Raw genomic sequence first — 18,895 nt, 5'->3', positions numbered from 1 at the left:
AAGACGGGTTGCGAGTCGTGTGCCACCCTCGATTCAACCGCGCTGGCACCGGCGCTTCATGCGAAAGGAGTCGTGTGACTTCAGGTTCCGGACAGTGAGGGAGGAACGCGCCCTCATTGCTGGAAGTCTCCCCTGCTCTCTCCGCAGAAACTACAGCCATTCGGTTGAAAACTTTACCGCTCGGCTCGCAATGCGCGGTTGGGTTTCTGGGATTCCTTTTCTCTCCGTCTCACTCCCATGTTTTGTGGAACACGTTTCACGCCTTCCCTGTCTCGCCGCCCCCCTGAAGGGAAGACGCAGGGGGTCGGGTTCCTTGAGTCAAAAGATGTGATGAGGATGAACCGAGGGGCGTGGCTCCCCGGAAACAGGAAGACCCCTCGGGCGGAGCCACGGGGGCGCCGCCGGAGGGGTCTGGGTGAGGCGTCGTCTTCGGGAGGGCCGGTGGGCCCTGTTCATCAGCCGATGATGGGCTCGCAGTAGCCGTCGGTCGAGCAGGCCAGGCCCGAGCAGCAGGCAGCGCCTTCGCCACAGGGCGCCTCGACGGGCTGGCAGGAGCCGGCATCGGGCTCGCCGCCGGTGCCCGCGTCGGGCTCGCCGCCGGTGCCCGCGTCGGGCTCGCTGTCACAGGCGCCCAGCGTGTCGCCGTGCTTGACGTGGGCCTTCACGGCGGCCAGGCCCACGGTGATGGAGTGCGCGTTGTCGGGGTTGCCCGGCGGGATGTGGCAGAGGGTGACCTTGCCCGCGTTGAGCGGGTGGAACGGATCATCGGAGTCGGCTCCCGCGGCCTCGCCCTCGTCGGTGCCGGGCGCACCCTCCAGGCCGCCGGACTGGGGCGCGCCGGTGGACGGCTCCGCGTCGGGCCCGGGTGAGCCACCGCATCCGCTCGCGAGCAACGCGCACAGGGCCACCACGAGAGAGGGAGTCGCAATGAGGTTCAGACGTCGCATGAACGTTCTCCAGTTCCAGGTGTACGGGTGTCGAGCGCCGCGCGAGACCTCGGAGCCATGAGCATGGCCGGGCCACACGCCTGGAGCGAGGGAGCCAGCCCTTGTAGACGACTGCTCCCCGCGAGCACTTCCACCACGCGAAGAAGACCCGGCACCCACGCCCCCGGCCACGCGCTTCACCAGGCGTGGACGCGCTTGAACGCGGAGCCTCGATGAGGGCGCCGGCAGACGCCTCGGAGCGGTTCGCTCGGGAACTTTTCCGTGAGGGTGGTGTCGAGCGGGCGGGGCCGTCATCGGAGGTGGTTGTGGAGCACGTGAGAATCCGACGGGTGCCGAGCTGGACACTCGGTGTCGGGGTGTTGACGGTGCTGCTCGGCGCGGGGGTCGGAGCGGGCGCGGAGCCGGGTGGACCGGGTGCGAGCGTCGCGCCCGCGCTGGAGAACGCCGCGGCGCTGGGGCGCGTCTGGGGCGAGGTGAAGTACGCGCATCCGGCGCTCGCGACGGGCGCGGTCGATTGGGATGCGGCGCTCCTCGCCGCGCTGCCCGGTGCGCTCGCGGCGAGCACCCCCGAGGCGCTCGCCGCGACAGTGGGCGGCATGCTGCGCACGCTCGAGGACCCGCTCACCCGGGTCGTGCGGGATGGGCCGGTGGTGGCCACGAGCACGGCACCTGGGCCGCTGTCGCGCTGGGTGGGTGACGCGCTGGTGCTGGACCTGGACCGAACCTTCGCGAATGTCGACGCACTGTATCCCGCGATGGGCGCGCTGGAGCCGGAGCTCGCGCGAGCTCGCCGCGTGGTCATCGACCTGCGCATGAGTGGGGATGACGCGGCCGCGTGGGCGGAGATGGCGCTCGGCTTCCTGGAGCGCTCGCTGGTGGCGGAGGAGCTGACGGCGCCCGCGGAGCGCTTCCGTGTGTACTCGGGCCATCCCGTGCAGTGGGGGCCCAGCTCCGGGGGATACAGCGCGTCCGTCGAGACGCGGCTCGCGCGGAGCTTCACGCCGGTGTCCGGGACGCCGAAGCGCTCGGTGGCGCTGCTCGTCAACGCGCGGACGCCGCTGACGCCGCTGGTGCTCGCGCTGATGTCCACGCCTCGCACGCGAGTCATCGCGCAGGGTGGGCTCGACGAGTCCTCCGCCGTGAGGACTCGCACGCTGCCGCTGCCCGGGGGATATCGCGCGGTGGTGCGCGCCTCGGAGCTCGTGTTCGCCTCCGGCGCCTCGGGACTGTCCGCGGACGTCACCGTGCCGGTGGAGGCGGACGAGGGTGACTCGGGGCCCGCGTTCCAGGCCGCGCTCCAACGGGTGCGCTCGGGCACGTCGGGGACGCGGACTCGCGCGAGCACAGCCCCATCGAGGTCCGCCTCCGCGCTCCCCATCATCAGCGCCGAGGCCATGTACGAGCACCCGGGGTATCCACCGGAACCGCATCGGCTGCTCGCCGTCATCCGGTTCTGGAACGTGATGCGCTTCTTTCATCCCGACCCGAAAGCCCTGCGGGACTGGGACGCCGTCCTGCCCACGTTCCTCGGTCAGGCTCGCGCGGCGGCGGACGCTCGCGCCTACACACAAGTCCTCTACACCCTGGCCGCGCGCGTCCACGACGGACACATCTTCGTCGCGGAGCAGGGCCAGCCGCTGCGCTCTCTCGCCGAGGCCACCGCGCCCGTCGTCCTGCGGCCCGTGCAGGGGCGCTTCATCGTGACGGAGCTGCCCGCGCCCGAGGTCACCCGCGCCGCCGGCATCCACGTGGGCGACGAGGTGGTCGCCGTGGACCAGGAGCCCGTCGCCCTGCACGCGCGGCGACTCACCTCCCTCCTCGGTGCCTCACACGACGCCGCGAGGGCCGAGCGCGTCGCCAGCCTGTTGCTCGCGGGCGCGGACGGCAAGCACGTCGAGGTCATGCTCCAGGGCTCCGACGGCCGCCTCAAGGAGTCACGCCTGCCGCGCTCACGCGACTTCCTCCCGTTCCTGCGTCCCCCACCCCGCGACGACGCCCCCTGGAAGATGCTGAGCGGCGGCATCGGCTACGTGGACCTGCGCAGGCTGCGCGCCGAGTCCGTGGACCCCATGCTCACCGCCATGAAGGACACGCGGGGCCTGGTGCTCGACCTGCGCGGCTATCCCCAGGGCAGCGCCTGGGCGCTCGCGCCGCGACTCAACACGCGCGGCGCCACGACGTCCGCGCTCATCTCCCGCCCCCGGCTCTCCGCCGGAGAGCGCCTGGAGGAGCGCTTCCCCACCCTGCTCCCACCCAACAACGGTCCCCTCTACCGAGGACACGTCATCCTCCTGGTCGACGCGCGGACGCTGAGCCAGGGCGAATACACCGCGATGATGCTGCGCGCCGCGTCCGGCGCACGCCTCGTGGGCAGCGCCACCGCGGGCGCCGTGGGTGACACCACCAACGTCTGCCTCCCCGGCGCTCTCTGCGTCCTCTTCACCGGTCAGCGCTTCGAGACACCCGACGGCCAGCCGGTCCAGGGCGTGGGCCTGCGCCCCGACGTGGAGGTCCACCCCACCCTCGAGGGCCTGCGCGCCGGACGCGACGAGGTGCTCGAGCGCGCCCTCAGCCTGCTGAACGAGGCAACAGCACGGTGAAGACGGAGCCCACGCCCTCGCGGCTCTCCACCTCGATGCTCCCGCCCATGGCCTCCACGATCTGCCGGCTGATGTAGAGCCCCAGCCCCAGCCCACCGTAGTGGCGCTCCGACACCGCGCGCTCGAAGCGGCCGAACAGGCGCGGCAGGTCGGTCTCCGAGATGCCGATGCCCTCGTCGCGCACCGACAGGCGCACCCGCGCCTCGCCCTCGGCGGAGGCGGACACCTGCACCGGCCGCCCCGCGCCGTACTTCGCCGCGTTGGTGAGCAGGTTGACCAGCACCTGGTCCAACCGCAGCGCGTCCCACCGCCCCTGCAGCGGCTCTGGAATCTCCACCCGCACCGTGCACCCGGCCACCGCGAAGACCTCCTCCATCCGGTCCACCGCGTCGCGCACCGCCTGCCCCAGGTCCACCTCCGTGGGCTCCAATGCCAGCCGCCCCAGCGAGACACGGCTCACGTCCAACAGGTGGTCCACCAGCGACGCCAGCCGCTGCACCTGCCGCATCGCCGTGGACAACCTCGGCGCCACCTTCTCGCGCGAGTCCGGCCCCAGCGCCCGGTCGATGAGCCCGTGCTGGAGCTTCAGGCTCGTCAACGGCGTCTTCAGCTCGTGGCTCGCCACGGAGAGGAACTCGTCGCGCAGCCGCACCGCCGCCTGCGCGTCCCGATACAGCGACGCGTTCTCCAGCGCCACCGCCACGCGTCGCGCCAGCTCCTCCATCATCGACACGTCCGACATGGCCAGCGGCCGCTGCGGCGGCGACGTCCCCAACGTGATGACGCCCAGCGTGCGTCCGCGCGTGCGCACCGGCACCACCAACAGCGACGCCGGCCTGAGCGCCTGCAACAGCGCCCGCTGCTCGGAGCTGTCCGACAATCGCTCGCACAGCGCCGCGTCCACGTCCGGCACGAAGCGCGGCTCTCCGGAATGGAAGCACTCGCGCGACAGCGACAGCGCGCCCTCTCCGCCGAGCGCCTGGAGCACCGACGCATCGCGCGAGGGCTCCTGGTGCGCGGACGCCACGCACCGCAGCGTGCCATCCGGCCCCACCAGCTCCACCAGACAGCTGGACGCCACGCTGCTGGCGGCCACGCGCGCCACGTGCTCCAGCGTCCACTCCACGTCGTCCAGGTGCTCGGCCAGCGCGCGGCTCGCCTCGAGCAGGAAGAACAGCCGCTCCTCGGCCTCCTTCCCCATCTGGAGCGCGTGGTGCAACCGCTCGCCCCGCTCGCGCAGCGTGCCGTACAGCACCGCGCGCTCCAGCGCCTGCGAGCACTGCTGGGCCAGCGCCTCCAGGAACGAGCGCTCCGACGCGGTGAAGTCGCGCTGCCCCTCCCAGGCCAGCCACACGAAGCCGCGCACGCCCCGCTCCGTGAGCAGCGGCAGCACCGCGCGCGCCCCGCCCCCCAGCACCGCCACCTCGCGCCGGACGATGCCCGTCAGGGGCAACAGGTCCTCCAGGCGCGAGAACCACTGCGCCTCCCGCCGCTCGGCCGCGCGCGCCAGCACCGGCACCACCAGCGGACGCTTCCCCTCCAGCGCGGCCCTGAACTCCCGCGAATAGCCGAACGCGCCGATGAAGTGGATGAAGCCCTCGTCCGTCAGGCTCATCACCGTGCCACGCGCCGCGCCCGAGGCCTCCAGCCCGTCATGCACCAGCACCCGGGCCACGTCCTCCGCGGTGGCCGCCCGGGACAGCGCCGCCGTCACCGTCTGCAGTCGCGCGGAGAGCGCCTGGGAGACCCGGGCCTCCTCGTACAACAGCGCGTTCTCCATGGAGAGGCTCGCGCGCCGCCCCAGCTCCCGCGCCACCTCCAGGTCCTGCTCCGTGAAGCCCGCCGCCGCGTCACCGCGCAGCAGCGACATCGCCCCCAACACCCGGCCGCGCGCCACCAGCGGCAACACCATCCCCACCCGCGCGCCCAGCGCCACCTCGCGCTCCCAGGCCCGCTCCGACACGGCCTCCATCCGCGACGCGACACCGGTGCGCAGCGTCTGCGCGATGACGTCCGACATCGTCAGGTCCACCGGACGCAGGCGGAACAGCTCGTGCACCAGCGCCACCCGCCCCGGCTCCCGATGCGCCGCGGCCACGCGCTCCACGCGGCCGTCGTCCCCCAGCACGTCCACCGCGCACCAGTCCGCCAGCTCCGGCACCACCAGCTCCGCCAGCCGCCGCAACACCGTGCGCCACTCCAGCGAGGCCCCCAGCGCCTCACCCGCGCGATACAGGAAGGCCAGCCGCGCGGACTCGGAGGACGCGGGCTCGGCGCGAGGCCCTGTCGCCGCGGCGCCTCGCGGTGTCCCGGCGGTGTCGCCAGGAAGGTCGTCGAGTGGGTTCGGCTCGGCGGACATGAAGGCGACCCCGAGAGCGCGGTGAAGCCCGCAGCTAAGAGCGTCCCGACGCCCGCAACAATGCCGCCCACCTCCGCGGACGGGAGGACTGTCCAATCCCAGACCCGCCAGACGTTGAATGGCCACACCCCCCACGCCCGGGGTGTGTTTCAGGCGAAATGACTCGGGGTCTTCGACTCAAGCCGCGGTCGGGTTCCACCACACGGCGCCCTTGCCGTCGATGGCCCGGCGCGCGCGCACGCGCACGTCCTCCAGCGCCTCGGGCGTGAGCGGACGCCACGCGTGGGCCGCCGCGAGCGCCGCGTCCTGCTCGTTGGGGTGGCTCATCCCCATCAACATGACGTCCGGGTCCAACGTCAGCGTGTAGCGCACGCACTCCTCCACGCCCAGGTGCGGCAGCAGCGGCGCCTCCCGGTCCTCACGTCCACCCGAGCCCACCTTGCCCCGGGGCCGCGACTCCAGCGGCCGGCCATAGCCCTCCGTGTCGCCCAGGAGCTTGCCCGCGCCGAACGTCTTGAACGACACCACGCCCACGCCGCGCGAGCGCGCCAGCGGCAGCACGTCCTCCACGTAGCGCGCGTCCACGAAGGGCCCCAGGGGGAACATCACCACGTCACACAGCCCGGACAGCACCGCCCGGCGCAGCACCTCCGGATGATGGCTGGAGATGCCCCGGAAGCGCGCCTGTCCCGCGCGCACGCACTCGCCCAGCTGCGCCAGCCCCCCACCCGGCGCGGCGAGCGCCTCCCACGCGGACAGCTCCGACACGGCATGGAAGACGAACAGGTCCACGTGCGCGTGCCCCAGCCGCTTCAGGCTCGCCGCGACCTGGGGCCCCACCGGCGCGTCGAGCACGTCCACCTTGTCGATGAGGAACACGCCCTCGCGCCGGCCGCGCAGCGCCTCTCCCACCACCTCCTCGCTCAGGCCCTCCTCGTAGTTGGGCGCGGTGTCGATGACGTTCAGCCCCGCGTCCAGCGCGCGCGTGAGCGTGGCGACGAGCACCTCGCGGGGCGTCGAGCGGTCGGCGATGTCACCGATGCCCACCGCCGTGGCGACGAAGCCGGTGCGGCCCAGCGCGCGGCGGGGCGAGAAGGAAGGGAGCGTGGACATGACCCCGTATCTGCAAGAGCCCTCCCGCGTCGTCAAGCCGCGCGCCGGCTTCAGCGGAAGGGACCGGACACCTCGAACGTGACACCGGCGTTGATGGAGTTCGAGGTGCCGCGCTGCGAGCTGAAGTACAGCCGCCGCCCATCCGGGCTGAAGGCCGGCCCGGTGAGCTCCGAGCCCGAGTGTCCCCTCAGCCGGAGGAACGACGACACCACGCGCTGGGGTCCCGGGGTGATGAGACACAGGTCCATGGTGCCGCCGTCCTCGGCGACGAACAGGTCCCCCGAGCGCGACACCACCACGTTGTCCACGCCCGTCAGCGGCGCGAGCGGCAGGAGCGACGCCGCGTAGATGACCTCCAGCCTCCCCGTCGCCGGCGTGTGCGCCCACACGCGGTTGTCTCCCTTGGTGGTGAAGTAGACGGTGCCACCGTCGTACCAGCAGCCCTCGCCGCCCTCGAACACCGTCGTGCGCGCCGCGACGTCCGGCTGACGCGACACGGACTTCTCCGGCGAGCACCGCACCCACGACAGCCGGGCCTCACCCGCCAGCGCGTCGCCCGACACCTTCGCGGCCTCCAGCGTGCCCTCCGACAATCGGGGCCACACGGACGGCGTGAAGCGGTACAGCCGCCCCTCGGGCTGGTCCTCCGTCAGGTACAGCCGCTGGCCCACCGGGTCCACCGCCACCGCCTCGTGCGGGAACGCGCCGAGCGCCGGCCGCTCCACGCCCTGCGACGGCCTCGCCGGGTTGCACTCCCACACCCAACCCGTCGGGTGCTCCTCGCACGACAGCCACGTGCCCCACGGCGTGGGCCCGCCCGCGCAGTTCAGCCGCGTGCCCGCGAGGATTCGATAGGCCGCCAGCACCCGGCCGCCCGCGTCGAAGCGCACCGCGCTCGCGCCGCCGGAGATGGCCTCGCTGTTGGACACATAGACGTAGCCACCCTCCGGCCGCGCGAAGCAGGCCCCCCCGTCCGGCGCCGGATGCCAGACGTAACCGGTGGGCCCCACCGGTTGTCCCGAGCGCGCCACGATGCGGGAGGTGAAGCCCGCCGGCAGCCTCAGGCCGTTGGCGTCGGGCGAGCCGGAGATGGCGCCGTAGGGACCTGGGCCCGCCTGGGCCGGGGCCGCGTAGGCGGCCTTCCAGAACCCGGGGCCGAAGGCGAGCGCGCTCCCCCCGAGCGCGGAGAGACGAAGGAAGTCGCGACGACCGAGCCGCATGCGTGGTTCTCCTGTACCGGGAAGGAGAACCACCCGCGCGCCGCCCCACCACTGAACGCGGAGGACGGGTGCGCGTCAGGACACATCAGCCGCGTCGACTCTCGCGATTCTTGTCCCAGATGGCGTAGAGGATGATGAGGAAGGCGACAAGCCGGGCCACGTAGATGTAGTAGCGCCGCTCGTCCTGCACGTCGATGAGCGCGGCCACCACCGAGTTCACCCCGAGCACCGCGAACGACAGCGCGAAGAAGGCGAACAGCCGGTCGTGCGACTGCTTCCAGAAGCGCAGGAAGAACAGCGCGCAGGCCAGCCACGCCATCGCCACCGCGCCATTGAGCATGGAGTGGAACATGGGGGGTTCCTCTCGCTACGAGCCGTCCCAGATGAGGCCGTACAGCAGGACGGAGACGCTGGCCAGGGTGGTGAGCTGGCGGGGCAGGTACAAATCAATCGTCGTCGGCAGGACCACCAGGTCCACGAACAACAGGACGTTGTTGACCGCCATGCCCACGAAGCACAGCCCGCTCCACAGCAGGAGCCGTGACTGGCTGCGCTTCCATGCGCGCAGGAGCAGCACCGCGCACGCCATGCTCGTCAAGGCACAGAGGATGTAGACCGCTTCAGCCATGGTCGCCGTCCTTGTCCTTCTTCAGCACGAAGGCCTCCGCGAAGCCCCGGACCTTGTCCAGGGGCCGGGAGAAGATGAAGGAGATGACACTCACCCGGCGCGCACCGTACACCGCCGCCAGCTCCGTGACGGCCTGCACGTCCTCCGAGCTCGCCGGACTGAAGCGATAGACGGGCACACGTCCGCCGTCGCTCACCAGCAGGCTCCTCGCGGTGAGGTCCGCCAGCCTCGCGGCGGCGGAAGGTTCTGTGATGCGCAGCTCCAGGCTCACCGATGACGCGGTCCACTCCCGCCCCGGCTGGGCTCGAAGCAGGAGGAGCACCTCCAGCTTCTCCAGGGAGTCGATGTGCGTCGTGATGAAGCGCTGGACCCGCAGCGGAAGTCCGGCGTCGCTCACAGGGCCACCATGCCCACGTTATTTTGTGCGTCAACCTTTTCTCGCAACAGGATGTTCAGGTTCCGGCGCGGACGTGTCCCTCGCCCGCTCGCCCTGCCTCACGGGAAGCGGGCCCTCCATGTCCTCCCGTCCCGGGTGGGCGGGCGCAAGCTGCCTGAGTCCTTCCACAAGCTGCACCGTGGCGCTCGGCGCCGCCACGTCCAGCAGGGCGAGCAGCACCGTCTCCGGACGGCCATGCATCCGGGGCAGCCAGGTGCTGAAGGCGCGCACCGAGCCTTGTTGGCCACCCCACTCCCAATCCACATGGAAGCCCTGGAGGGCCTCACCGCGGGCCGCGCGCATGAGGGGCTGCTCGTCGGTGGAGAGCACCTGGCCTTGCGGGCCCCGCACGACGAGGCCCTCGTGGAGGCCCTGGGCCTCGCGGTACGCGAGCCCTCCGCCAGCGAGCCCCTGGGCCGCGCGGTTGGCCAGCAGGGTGTGGCCCGTGCCGGGCTCCACCAGGGCGAGCGGCGTGGGGAGCGCCGCGAGCACGGCCTCCAGCCAGCGCTGCTGGTTGCGGTGCGTCTCCATCTCCCGGCGCAGCAGCTCCTCGCGGGCGCGGGCGCGCTCGGCGTCCACGCGGCGCTGGGCCTCGGCCAGCTCGTTCTCGTGCTCGCGCCGCTCGGTCTGCCGCAGCACCTCCGCCTGACGCTTCACCAGCTCCGTCTTGCGGTAGAGGTCCGCGAACACGCTCACCTTGGAGCGGAGGATCTCCGGCTCGTAGGGCTTGAGCAGGTAGTCCACCGCGCCCACGGCGTAGGCGCGCAGCTCCGGCAGCTGGCCGCGCGACAGGGCGGTGAGGAAGAGCAGCGGGGTGTGGCGGCTGCGCTCGCGCTCGCGGATGAGGCTCGCCGTCTCGAAGCCGTCCATGCCCGGCATCACGACGTCCAGGAGGATGGCGGCGAAGTCCTGGGAGAGCAGGTGGCGCAGCGCCTCGCGGCCGCTGCGCGCGGTGACGAGCTGGAGCCCCAGCGGCGCGAGCGTCGCCTCCAGCGCGAGCAGCCCCTCGGGCTGGTCGTCGACCAGGAGGACGGACACGGGGCTCATGGCTGCACCCTGCCGCGCGACACGTAGGCCAGTCGCGCGAGCCAACCTCCCACGTCCCCGAGTGACAAGCGCTCGACCTCCGCGTCGAACAGCTCCACGTCCTCGCCGCCCACCAGCGCCACGCGCCCGCCGCGCGCCTGGAGCAGGCCCAGCCCCGTGAGGCCGTCGTCATGGCCGCCGAAGAGCAACCCCGCCGCGGCGGCGCCGTGGCTGTCCGCCGCGGACTCGAAGAGCGCGTCGATGGCGGGACGACAGCCGTGCTCGGGAGGCTCCACCGACAGCGACACCGAGCCCCGGTCCACCAGCAGGTGGTAGCCCCACGGCGCCAGGTACACGCGGCCGGGCACCAGGTCGTCCTTGTCGTCCGGCTCCACCACCGGCAGCGCGCAGCGGCGGCCCAGGGGCTCCACCAGCCGGTCGTGCGGCCCCCGGTGCAGCGCCACGACGACGGGCGCCGGCAGGTGCGCCGGCAACACGGACAGCAGCGTCTCCAGGTCCGCCGCGGCGCCACGCGGCGCGCCCACCACCAGCAACCCCACGCTCATGACACCCTCCGGAAGATGCGACCACTGCCCTCCAGCTCCTCGAAGGCCTGGGCGTGGGGCGTGCGCGACAGCGACTCCTTGCGCCCCAGGCACAAGAAGCCGAAGCGGGCCAGGCTCTCGTACAGCCGCGAGTGCACGCGGTTGTGCAGCGCGCGGTTGAAGGACAGCAGCGTGTCCCGGCACACGATGACATGGAACTCGTTGAACGAGCCGTCGATGGCCAGGTTGTGCTGGGTGAAGAAGATGCCGTCGCGCAGCTTCGGGTGGAGCAGCGCCCAGTTGCCGTCGCGCGTGTAGTGGTCCGACAGCGAGCCCTTGCCGCCCGACTCCGCGTGGCGGCGCGCGCAGTCCTCGCCGGGCAGGGGCACCACGCCGGTGCGCGCGTCCGCGAGCAGCCCCTCGCTCGCGTCGGATGCGTACAGCCGGCACCGCCCCCACAGCCCCTCCTCGTGCAGGAGGATGGCCAGCGAGTAGGTGTCCTCGCCCGTGCCGCAGCCCGCGTGCCACACGCGCACCGACGGCCAGGTGCGCAGCACGGGGACGACGCGCGCGCGGAAGTCGCGGAAGAAGGCCGCGTCCGAGAAGAGCGTGGGCGGTGTGCACGACAGCGCGCGCAGGAGCCCCTCCAGCGCGTCGCTGTCGTGGAGCACGCGGGCCTGGAGCGCGGAGAAGGACTCCAGGCGCTCCTCGCGCAGGTAACGCCGCAGCCGCCGCAGCAACTGCGGACGCGAGTGGCTGCGCAGGTCGAAGCCCCAGTGGCGGGCCACGCCCTCCAGCAGGAGCTCCGCCTCCAGCGTCTCCAGCGCCGAGGACTGGGCCCCGGCGCTCACCCGGAGACCTCCGTGCGCGGGCCCTTGGCCTGAGCACCCCGGGGCGCGTGCAGCCACACGCGCAGGAGGCTGAGCAGCTTCTCGATGTCCACCGGCTTGGTGATGTAGTCGGACGCGCCCGCCTCCAGGCACTTCTCGCGGTCACCCTTCATCGCCTTCGCGGTGAGGGCCAGGATGGGCAGGTGCGAGACGCGCTCCATGCGGCGGATGGCGCGCATGGCCTGGTAGCCGTCCATCTCCGGCATCATCACGTCCATCAGCACCAGCTCGATGTCCTCGTCCGTCTCCAGCTGCGCCAGGCCCTCGCGCGCGCTCTCCGCGAAGGCCACCTTCATGCCGTAGCGCTCCAGCACGGTGTTGAGGGCGAAGATGTTGCGCACGTCGTCGTCCACCACCAGCACCTTGCGGTTGACGAGCAGCGGGTCCCGCTCGCGCGCCTTCTCCAGCATGCGGCGCTTGGTCTCCGACAGCGTGGCGGGTGAGCGGTGCAGGAACAGGCTCGTCTCCTCCAGCAGGCGCTCGGGGCTCTGCGCGTCCTTGACGACGATGGCCTCCGCCACCCGGCGCAGCTCCGTCTCCTGCGCGCGCGACAGCTCGCGGCCGGTGTAGACGATGATGGGCGGCCCGCCGGCCCCATGCGCCTCGCGCACGCGGCGGATGAGCTCCGTGCCGGGCAGGTCCGGCAGGCCCAGGTCCAGCACCATGCAGTCGAAGCGGCGCTCCGCCAGCGCGGCCAGCGCGGCCGCCGCGGTGCCCACCGCCATCGTCTGCACGTCGTCGCTGCCCAGCAGCTCCTGGAGCGACTGGCGGTGCACGGCGTCGTCCTCGACGATGAGCAGCCCGCGGCCCTTGCGCTCCACGAAGTCGCGCAGGGAGGCCAGCGCCGCCACCGCCGCGGCCGGGTCCGCCGCCGCGCGCAGGTGGCCGATGGCGCCCAGGTTGAGCGAGCGCTCGCGGTGGTCGTCGTCCGACACGGTGTAGACCGGGAGCGCGCGCGTGCTGGCGTCGTGCTTGAGCCGGTCCAGCACCACCCAGCCCGCCATCTCCGGCAGGTCCAGGTCCACCGCCACGGCCACGGGCCGCGAGTCGCGCACCACGTCCAGCGCGCCCTCCACCTCCGTGGAGACGAGCACCTTGAAGCCCGCGCCCTGCGCCGCCGCGCGCAGCCGCGCCGCGTGGTCCGGCGCGTGCGTCACCGCCAGGAGCACCTTGTCCCCGGGCTGGATGGTGGCGCGGTCATCATCGATGGACAGCGTGACGAGCCCCGTGGGCGCCGAGGAGGGCTCCTCCAGGTGCAGGGGCGGCGGCAGCATGGCGACCGACTGCGCCAGCACGCTGGACACCAGGCGGTTGTCCACGCCGGGCCGCTCCGCCATGAAGTCCAGGGGCAGGTAGAGGGTGAAGATGCTGCCCTGGCCCGGCTCGCTCTCCAGCCGGATTTCGCCGCCGAGCAGGCGTGCGATTTCGCGGCTGATGGACAGGCCCAGGCCGGTGCCGCCGTACTTGCGCGCGGTGGAGCCGTCCGCCTGCTGGAAGGCCTCGAAGATGATGTGGTGCTTGTCCTTGGGGATGCCGATGCCCGTGTCGCGCACGGAGAAGGCCACCACCGAGGGCGCGCTGGAGAGCACCGGGTGGTCCGGCGTCCAGCCGTTCCTCGCCATGCCGATGCGCAGCGACACCGAGCCGGACTCGGTGAACTTGAAGGCGTTGGACAGCAGGTTCTTGAGCACCTGCTGCAGCCGCTTCGCGTCCGTCTCCACCTCGCCCGCCATGCCCGGCGACAGGTCGATGTCGAACTGGAGGCCCTTCTTGTCCGCCACCTGGCGGAAGGTGCGGTCCACGAACTCGCGCAGGTCGCTGAAGCGCAGCGGGCCCACGTCCACCGTCATGGTGCCGGACTCGATCTTGGACAGGTCGAGGATGTCGTTGATGAGCTCCAGGAGGTCCGCGCCCGAGGCGTGGATGGTCTTGGCGAACTCCACCTGACGTCCGGTGAGGTTGCCCTCCACGTTGTCGCTGAGCGTCTGGCTGAGGATGAGCAGCGAGTTGAGCGGCGTGCGCAGCTCGTGGCTCATGTTGGCGAGGAACTCGGACTTGTACTTGGAGGTGAGGCTCAGCTGCTCGGCCTTCTCCTCCAGCGCGCGCTTGGCCTGCTCGACCTCGCCGTTCTTGCGCTCGACCTCCGTCTTCTGCTCGGAGAGCAGCTTCGCCTTCTCCTGCAGCTCCTCGTTGGTGCGGCGCAGCTCCTCCTGCTGACGCTTGAGCAGCTCCTCGGACTGCTGGAGCGAGGTGGCCTGCTGCTCCAGGCGCTTGTTCGTCTCCGTCAGCTCCTCCTGCTGCTTGCGCAGCTCGTCGGTGAGCGCCTGGGACTGCTTGAGCAGCGCCTCGGTGCGCATGTTGGCGGCAATCGTGTTGAGCACGATGCCGATGGACTCGGTGAGCTGCGCGAGGAAGCCCAGGTGCACCTCGCTGAAGCGGTGGAACGAGGCCAGCTCGATGACGGCCTTGATTTCCCCCTCGAAGAGCACCGGCAGCACGACGATGTTGCGCGGCACCTCCTCACCGAGCCCGGAGGAGATGCGGATGTACGTGTCCGGCACGTCCGACAGGAGGATGGGCTCCTTCTCCAGCGCGCACTGGCCCACCAGGCCCTCGCCCAGCTTGAAGGTGTTGGAGAGGCCCTTGCGCTCCCGGTACGCGTAGGACGCGAGCAGCTTGAGGATCTGCTCCCCGGCCTCGGCGCGCTCGGAGATGTAGAAGACGCCGTGCTGCGCGTCCACCAGCGGCGCCAGCTCCGACAGGATGACCTTGGACACCGTGAGCAGGTCTCGCTGTCCCTGGAGGACGCGGGTGAACTTGGCCAGGTTGGTCTTGAGCCAGTCCTGTTCCGTGTTCTTGCGCGTGGTGTCCTTCAGGTTGCGGATCATCTCGTTGATGTTGTCCTTGAGGGCGGCCACTTCGCCCTGCGCGGACACCGTGATGAAGCGCGTGAGGTCACCCTTGGTCACCGCCGTGGCCACCTCGGCGATGGCGCGCACCTGCGTCGTCAGGTTCGCGGCGAGCTGGTTCACGTTGTCGGTGAGGTCGCGCCAGATGCCGGCCGTGCCGGGCACGCGCGCCTGTCCACCCAGCTTCCCTTCGATTCCCACCTCGCGGGCCACCGTGGTCACCTGGTCGGCGAACACCGCCAGCGTGTCGATCATCCCGTTGATGGTGTCCGCCAGCTCGGCGATTTCCCCCTTCGCGTCCACGACCAGCTTGCGCTTCAGGTCGCCGTTGGCCACCGCCGTCACCACCTTGGCGATGCCGCGCACCTGCGTCGTCAGGTTGGAGGCCATGGAGTTCACGTTGTCCGTGAGGTCCTTCCACGTGCCGGCCACCCCCTTCACCTCCGCCTGACCGCCCAGCTTTCCTTCCGTGCCGACTTCACGAGCGACGCGCGTCACCTCGGAGGCGAAGGACGACAGCTGGTCCACCATCGTGTTGATGGTGTTCTTCAGCTCCAGGATTTCACCCTGCACGTCCACGGTGATCTTCTTCGACAAATCACCGCGCGCCACGGCCGTGGTGACTTCGGCGATGTTTCGCACCTGCGACGTCAGGTTCGACGCCATCGAGTTCACGTTGTCCGTGAGGTCCTTCCACGTGCCGGCGACGCCCTTCACCACGGCCTGTCCGCCGAGCTTGCCCTCCGTGCCGACCTCGCGCGCGACGCGGGTCACCTCGGACGCGAACGAGTTGAGCTGGTCCACCATCGTGTTGATGGTGTTCTTCAGCTCCAGGATCTCGCCGCGCACGTCCACCGTGATTTTCTTGGACAGGTCACCGTTGGCGACGGCGGTGGTCACCTCGGCGATGTTGCGCACCTGCGCGGTGAGGTTGGAGGCCATGGAGTTCACGTTGTCCGTGAGGTCCTTCCACGTGCCGCCCACGCCCTTCACGACGGCCTGACCGCCGAGCTTTCCTTCCGTCCCCACTTCACGGGCGACGCGGGTCACCTCGGACGCGAACGAGTTGAGCTGGTCCACCATCGTGTTGATGGTGTTCTTGAGCTCCAGAATCTCGCCACGCACGTCCACGGTGATCTTCTTGGACAGGTCACCGCGCGCCACCGCCATCGTCACCTCGGCGATGTTGCGCACCTGGGACGTCAGGTTGGAGGCCATGGAGTTCACGTTGTCCGTGAGGTCCTTCCACGTGCCACCCACGCCGCGCACCACGGCCTGACCGCCGAGCTTTCCTTCCGTGCCGACCTCCTTCGCGACGCGCGTCACCTCGGAGGCGAAGGACGACAGCTGGTCCACCATCGTGTTGATGGTGTTCTTCAGCTCCAGCACCTCGCCGCGTGCATCGACGGTGATCTTCTTCGACAGGTCACCCTTGGCCACCGCCGTCGTCACGTCGGCGATGTTGCGCACCTGCGCGGTGAGGTTGGAGGCCATGGAGTTCACGTTGTCCGTGAGGTCCTTCCACGTGCCACCCACGCCGCGCACCACGGCCTGGCCGCCCAGCTTGCCCTCGGTGCCGACCTCGCGCGCCACGCGCGTCACCTCGGACGCGAACGAGTTGAGCTGGTCCACCATCGTGTTGATGGTGTTCTTCAGCTCGAGGATCTCGCCCTGCACGTCCACGGTGATCTTCTTCGACAGGTCTCCGTTGGCCACCGCCGTGGTCACCTCGGCGATGTTGCGCACCTGCGACGTCAGGTTCGACGCCATCGAGTTCACGTTGTCCGTGAGGTCCTTCCACGTGCCGGCGACGCCCTTCACCACGGCCTGTCCGCCGAGCTTGCCCTCCGTGCCGACCTCGCGCGCGACGCGGGTCACCTCGGACGCGAACGAGTTGAGCTGGTCCACCATCGTGTTGATGGTGTTCTTCAGCTCCAGGATCTCGCCGCGCACGTCCACGGTGATCTTCTTCGACAGGTCTCCATTGGCGACGGCCGTCGTCACCTCGGCGATGTTGCGCACCTGGGACGTGAGGTTGGAGGCCATGGAGTTCACGTTGTCCGTGAGGTCCTTCCACGTGCCGCCCACGCCCTTCACCACGGCCTGACCGCCCAGCTTTCCCTCCGTACCCACCTCACGCGCCACGCGCGTCACTTCCGAGGCGAAGGACGACAGCTGGTCCACCATCGTGTTGATGGTGTTCTTCAGCTCGAGAATCTCACCGCGCACGTCCACGGTGATCTTCTTGGACAGGTCGCCCTTGGCGACGGCCGTCGTCACCTCGGCGATGTTGCGCACCTGCGACGTCAGGTTCGACGCCATCGAGTTCACGTTGTCCGTGAGGTCCTTCCACGTGCCGGCGACGCCCTTCACGCGGGCCTGGCCGCCCAGCTTTCCCTCGGTACCCACCTCGCGCGCCACGCGCGTCACCTCGGAGGCGAAGGCGCCGAGCTGCTCCACCATGCCGTTCACCAGCCGGGCGGTGCGGAAGAACTCGCCCTTCAGCGGCCGGCCGTCCACCTCCAGCGCCACCGTCTGGGACAGGTCGCCCTTGGCCACCGCGCCGATGACGCGGCCCATCTCCGTCGTCGGCTGCGCCAGGTCCGCCACCAGTGTGTTCACCGACTCCACGCAGTCGGCCCAGGAGCCCACCGCGCTCACCACGTGCGCGCGCTGGGTGATGCGGCCCTCCTTGCCCACCACGTTGCCGATGCGCTCGAACTCGTGCGCCATGCGCTCGTTGAGCTCGATGATTTCGTTCAGCGAGTCCGCGACCTTGCCCGCGTTGCCCACCTTGTCCACGGGCATGCGCACGGAGAAGTCACCCTTGCGCACCGCCGTCAGCACGCGCAAGAGCTGCCGCGAGTCCAACGCATCCGAGTCGTCCTCCACGGAGCGCTGCGGTGGCACCACCGCGCGAGCGCGACGCGAGACAACCTTCTTCACAGTCATGGAGAGCCCCTGCACGTCCCTGGGATGGGCGCGGCCACTGCGTTGTCCCGCGACTCCCCCGCCCCCGACAGCCCCCTCGGGAGGGCACAGTGCCCACCACCGGACACTCGCCCGCGACTTCGTGCGCCAGCCAACATTGACCCAGGGGAGGTCCGCCACGGCGCGTGAAGTCGGACACGCGGGCCGAGCCTGCCCGCTCGCCCGGGAGGAAGGCGCGCCCGGCGGTTCCCGGGCGCGCCCCGCGCCCTTCCAGGAGCGCCTGGACTCACGCCGGCACGGCCTTGAGCCCTGTCGCCCGAGGCCGCCCGAAGCGCCAGCGTGCGAGCCCCGCGTCAGAAGCAGCGCGCGCGAGCGGCGACACCGGTCTGGTTCGAGGAGCCGCTCAGGTACCAGTAACCGGAGTCGTTGTAGATGCGCACGTACTCACCGCTCCCCTCGAACTTGCCGCGCACGAACGTGAGGCCGCAAGCGCGCGTCGAGGGCGTCGCCATGAGGTAGGACGCGGGCGAGCCCTGGTACCAGGCGACTTCATTCGTATACGCGGGGTCGGTGCCGGACGGCGAGACGTCGATGCACCGCGCGCGGGCGCGCACGCTGCTCTGGCTGGAGTTGCCGTTCAGGTACCAGCTCCCGCCGCTGACGTAGGCGTGGACCCACTCTCCGGTGCCGTTGAACTTGCCGGCGATGCCCACCAGGTAGCAGACGCGGTTGGTCGCGGTGCCCATGTAGACGGGGTACGCCATCGACTGCGTCCACTGGTACTCGGTGGTGTCACCCTCCGCCTCCACGCACCGGGCCGCGCCGTGGATGCCCGTCTGCTGCGAGGCGCCGCCCAGGTACCAGGAGCCGCCCGACTGGAAGATGTCCACGCGCTCGCCACCTCCCTGGAGGTCGCCGCCCACGCGCGTGAGGAAGCACGAGCGCCCGTCCGTGCCTCCCATCGGCTTGGCGAGGTTGCCCTGGGACCAGGTGAACTCGTTGCTCGCCACCAGCGCGGCGGACGTGCTGGCCAGTGACTCGGCGCCGGGCGTGGACGCGCCGTTCTGCCCAGGCGCCTCGGTCAGGTCCTCGGGGCCGCAGCCCCACAGCACGGCGGGAATCGTGAGCATGACCAGGGTGTGACGCAGCTTCGACATGAGGGTGTCTTTCTCGGTGATGGGTTGGAGCGCGCGTTCGCGCCGCCGCCTGCTTGAGCAAGGCACATGCCGCATGCGTGTCGTCGCGCGCTCCGAGCGGGCGCTCGTCCTCGCCCCTCACGTGGCACCACGAA

Annotated in this window: 13 protein-coding genes; 1 reads left to right on the top strand and 12 read right to left on the bottom strand. The window is 70.8% G+C overall.

Features of this window, described 5'->3' with window-relative positions; translation table 11 throughout:
• Nucleotides 1–455: 455 nt before the first annotated feature.
• Complete coding sequence (locus K8640_RS24430) at nt 456–947, bottom strand: hypothetical protein (RefSeq protein ID WP_223749252.1); 492 nt, start codon at nt 945–947, stop codon at nt 456–458.
• A 314-nt stretch (nt 948–1,261) separates the two neighbouring features.
• Between K8640_RS24430 and K8640_RS43210 the strand changes: the two genes are divergently transcribed.
• Entirely contained in the window at nt 1,262–3,547 is a 2,286-nt protein-coding gene (locus tag K8640_RS43210; protein ID WP_223749251.1) for a S41 family peptidase, read from the top strand.
• Here K8640_RS43210 and K8640_RS24420 read toward each other — a convergent pair.
• The 11 genes from K8640_RS24420 to K8640_RS24370 all read right to left on the bottom strand — a co-directional run bounded on the left by K8640_RS24420 (nt 3,516) and on the right by K8640_RS24370 (nt 18,761).
• A complete protein-coding gene (locus tag K8640_RS24420; protein WP_223749250.1) occupies nt 3,516–5,906 on the bottom strand; it encodes a GAF domain-containing protein in 2,391 nt (796 codons plus the stop codon). The genes K8640_RS43210 and K8640_RS24420 overlap by 32 nt on opposite strands.
• Before the next feature lie 177 nt (nt 5,907–6,083).
• Nucleotides 6,084–7,019 (bottom strand): aldo/keto reductase, encoded by a 936-nt coding sequence (locus K8640_RS24415; protein ID WP_223749249.1) that lies wholly within the window; start codon nt 7,017–7,019, stop codon nt 6,084–6,086.
• Between the two features lie 50 nt (nt 7,020–7,069).
• The gene (locus tag K8640_RS24410; protein ID WP_223749248.1) at nt 7,070–8,239 is read right to left on the bottom strand and encodes an alkaline phosphatase PhoX; all 1,170 of its coding nucleotides are present in this window, start codon (nt 8,237–8,239) and stop codon (nt 7,070–7,072) included.
• 85 nt (nt 8,240–8,324) lie between these two features.
• The gene (locus K8640_RS24405) at nt 8,325–8,591 is read right to left on the bottom strand and encodes a DUF5985 family protein (protein WP_223749247.1); all 267 of its coding nucleotides are present in this window, start codon (nt 8,589–8,591) and stop codon (nt 8,325–8,327) included.
• Between the two features lie 15 nt (nt 8,592–8,606).
• A complete protein-coding gene (locus tag K8640_RS24400; protein WP_223749246.1) occupies nt 8,607–8,867 on the bottom strand; it encodes a DUF5985 family protein in 261 nt (86 codons plus the stop codon).
• Nucleotides 8,860–9,264: a hypothetical protein gene (locus tag K8640_RS24395; RefSeq protein ID WP_223749245.1), complete on the bottom strand. Its 405-nt coding sequence runs from the start codon at nt 9,262–9,264 to the stop codon at nt 8,860–8,862. The genes K8640_RS24400 and K8640_RS24395 overlap by 8 nt, the downstream gene beginning before the upstream one ends.
• 30 nt (nt 9,265–9,294) lie before the next feature.
• Nucleotides 9,295–10,350: a two-component system response regulator gene (locus K8640_RS42905; protein ID WP_305070677.1), complete on the bottom strand. Its 1,056-nt coding sequence runs from the start codon at nt 10,348–10,350 to the stop codon at nt 9,295–9,297.
• Entirely contained in the window at nt 10,347–10,895 is a 549-nt protein-coding gene (locus K8640_RS24385; protein WP_223749244.1) for a chemotaxis protein CheB, read from the bottom strand. Before K8640_RS24385 ends, K8640_RS42905 begins: the two co-directional genes overlap by 4 nt.
• Nucleotides 10,892–11,725 (bottom strand): CheR family methyltransferase, encoded by an 834-nt coding sequence (locus tag K8640_RS24380; RefSeq protein WP_223749243.1) that lies wholly within the window; start codon nt 11,723–11,725, stop codon nt 10,892–10,894. Before K8640_RS24380 ends, K8640_RS24385 begins: the two co-directional genes overlap by 4 nt.
• Complete coding sequence (locus K8640_RS24375) at nt 11,722–17,625, bottom strand: HAMP domain-containing protein (protein WP_223749242.1); 5,904 nt, start codon at nt 17,623–17,625, stop codon at nt 11,722–11,724. The genes K8640_RS24380 and K8640_RS24375 overlap by 4 nt, the downstream gene beginning before the upstream one ends.
• Nucleotides 17,626–17,957: 332 nt before the next feature.
• Nucleotides 17,958–18,761, bottom strand: a complete 804-nt coding sequence (locus K8640_RS24370) for a hypothetical protein (protein ID WP_223749241.1) — start codon at nt 18,759–18,761, stop codon at nt 17,958–17,960.
• Nucleotides 18,762–18,895 lie beyond the last annotated feature (134 nt).

This window comes from Myxococcus sp. XM-1-1-1, assembly GCF_020037095.1.
Lineage (GTDB): Bacteria > Myxococcota > Myxococcia > Myxococcales > Myxococcaceae > Myxococcus > Myxococcus fulvus.
This window is presented reverse-complemented; position numbering and strand designations above follow the sequence as displayed.

What these genes read in the sequence shown, in the direction of transcription:
- K8640_RS24375 (WP_223749242.1), bottom strand. Translation starts at nt 17,625, where the DNA reads ATGACTGTGAAGAAGGTTGTCTCGCGTCGCGCTCGCGCGGTGGTGCCA.
- K8640_RS24415 (WP_223749249.1), bottom strand. Translation starts at nt 7,019, where the DNA reads ATGTCCACGCTCCCTTCCTTCTCGCCCCGCCGCGCGCTGGGCCGCACC.
- K8640_RS24430 (WP_223749252.1), bottom strand. Translation starts at nt 947, where the DNA reads ATGCGACGTCTGAACCTCATTGCGACTCCCTCTCTCGTGGTGGCCCTG.
- K8640_RS24410 (WP_223749248.1), bottom strand. Translation starts at nt 8,239, where the DNA reads ATGCGGCTCGGTCGTCGCGACTTCCTTCGTCTCTCCGCGCTCGGGGGG.
- K8640_RS24400 (WP_223749246.1), bottom strand. Translation starts at nt 8,867, where the DNA reads ATGGCTGAAGCGGTCTACATCCTCTGTGCCTTGACGAGCATGGCGTGC.
- K8640_RS24420 (WP_223749250.1), bottom strand. Translation starts at nt 5,906, where the DNA reads ATGTCCGCCGAGCCGAACCCACTCGACGACCTTCCTGGCGACACCGCC.
- K8640_RS24370 (WP_223749241.1), bottom strand. Translation starts at nt 18,761, where the DNA reads ATGTCGAAGCTGCGTCACACCCTGGTCATGCTCACGATTCCCGCCGTG.
- K8640_RS42905 (WP_305070677.1), bottom strand. Translation starts at nt 10,350, where the DNA reads ATGAGCCCCGTGTCCGTCCTCCTGGTCGACGACCAGCCCGAGGGGCTG.
- K8640_RS24385 (WP_223749244.1), bottom strand. Translation starts at nt 10,895, where the DNA reads ATGAGCGTGGGGTTGCTGGTGGTGGGCGCGCCGCGTGGCGCCGCGGCG.
- K8640_RS24405 (WP_223749247.1), bottom strand. Translation starts at nt 8,591, where the DNA reads ATGTTCCACTCCATGCTCAATGGCGCGGTGGCGATGGCGTGGCTGGCC.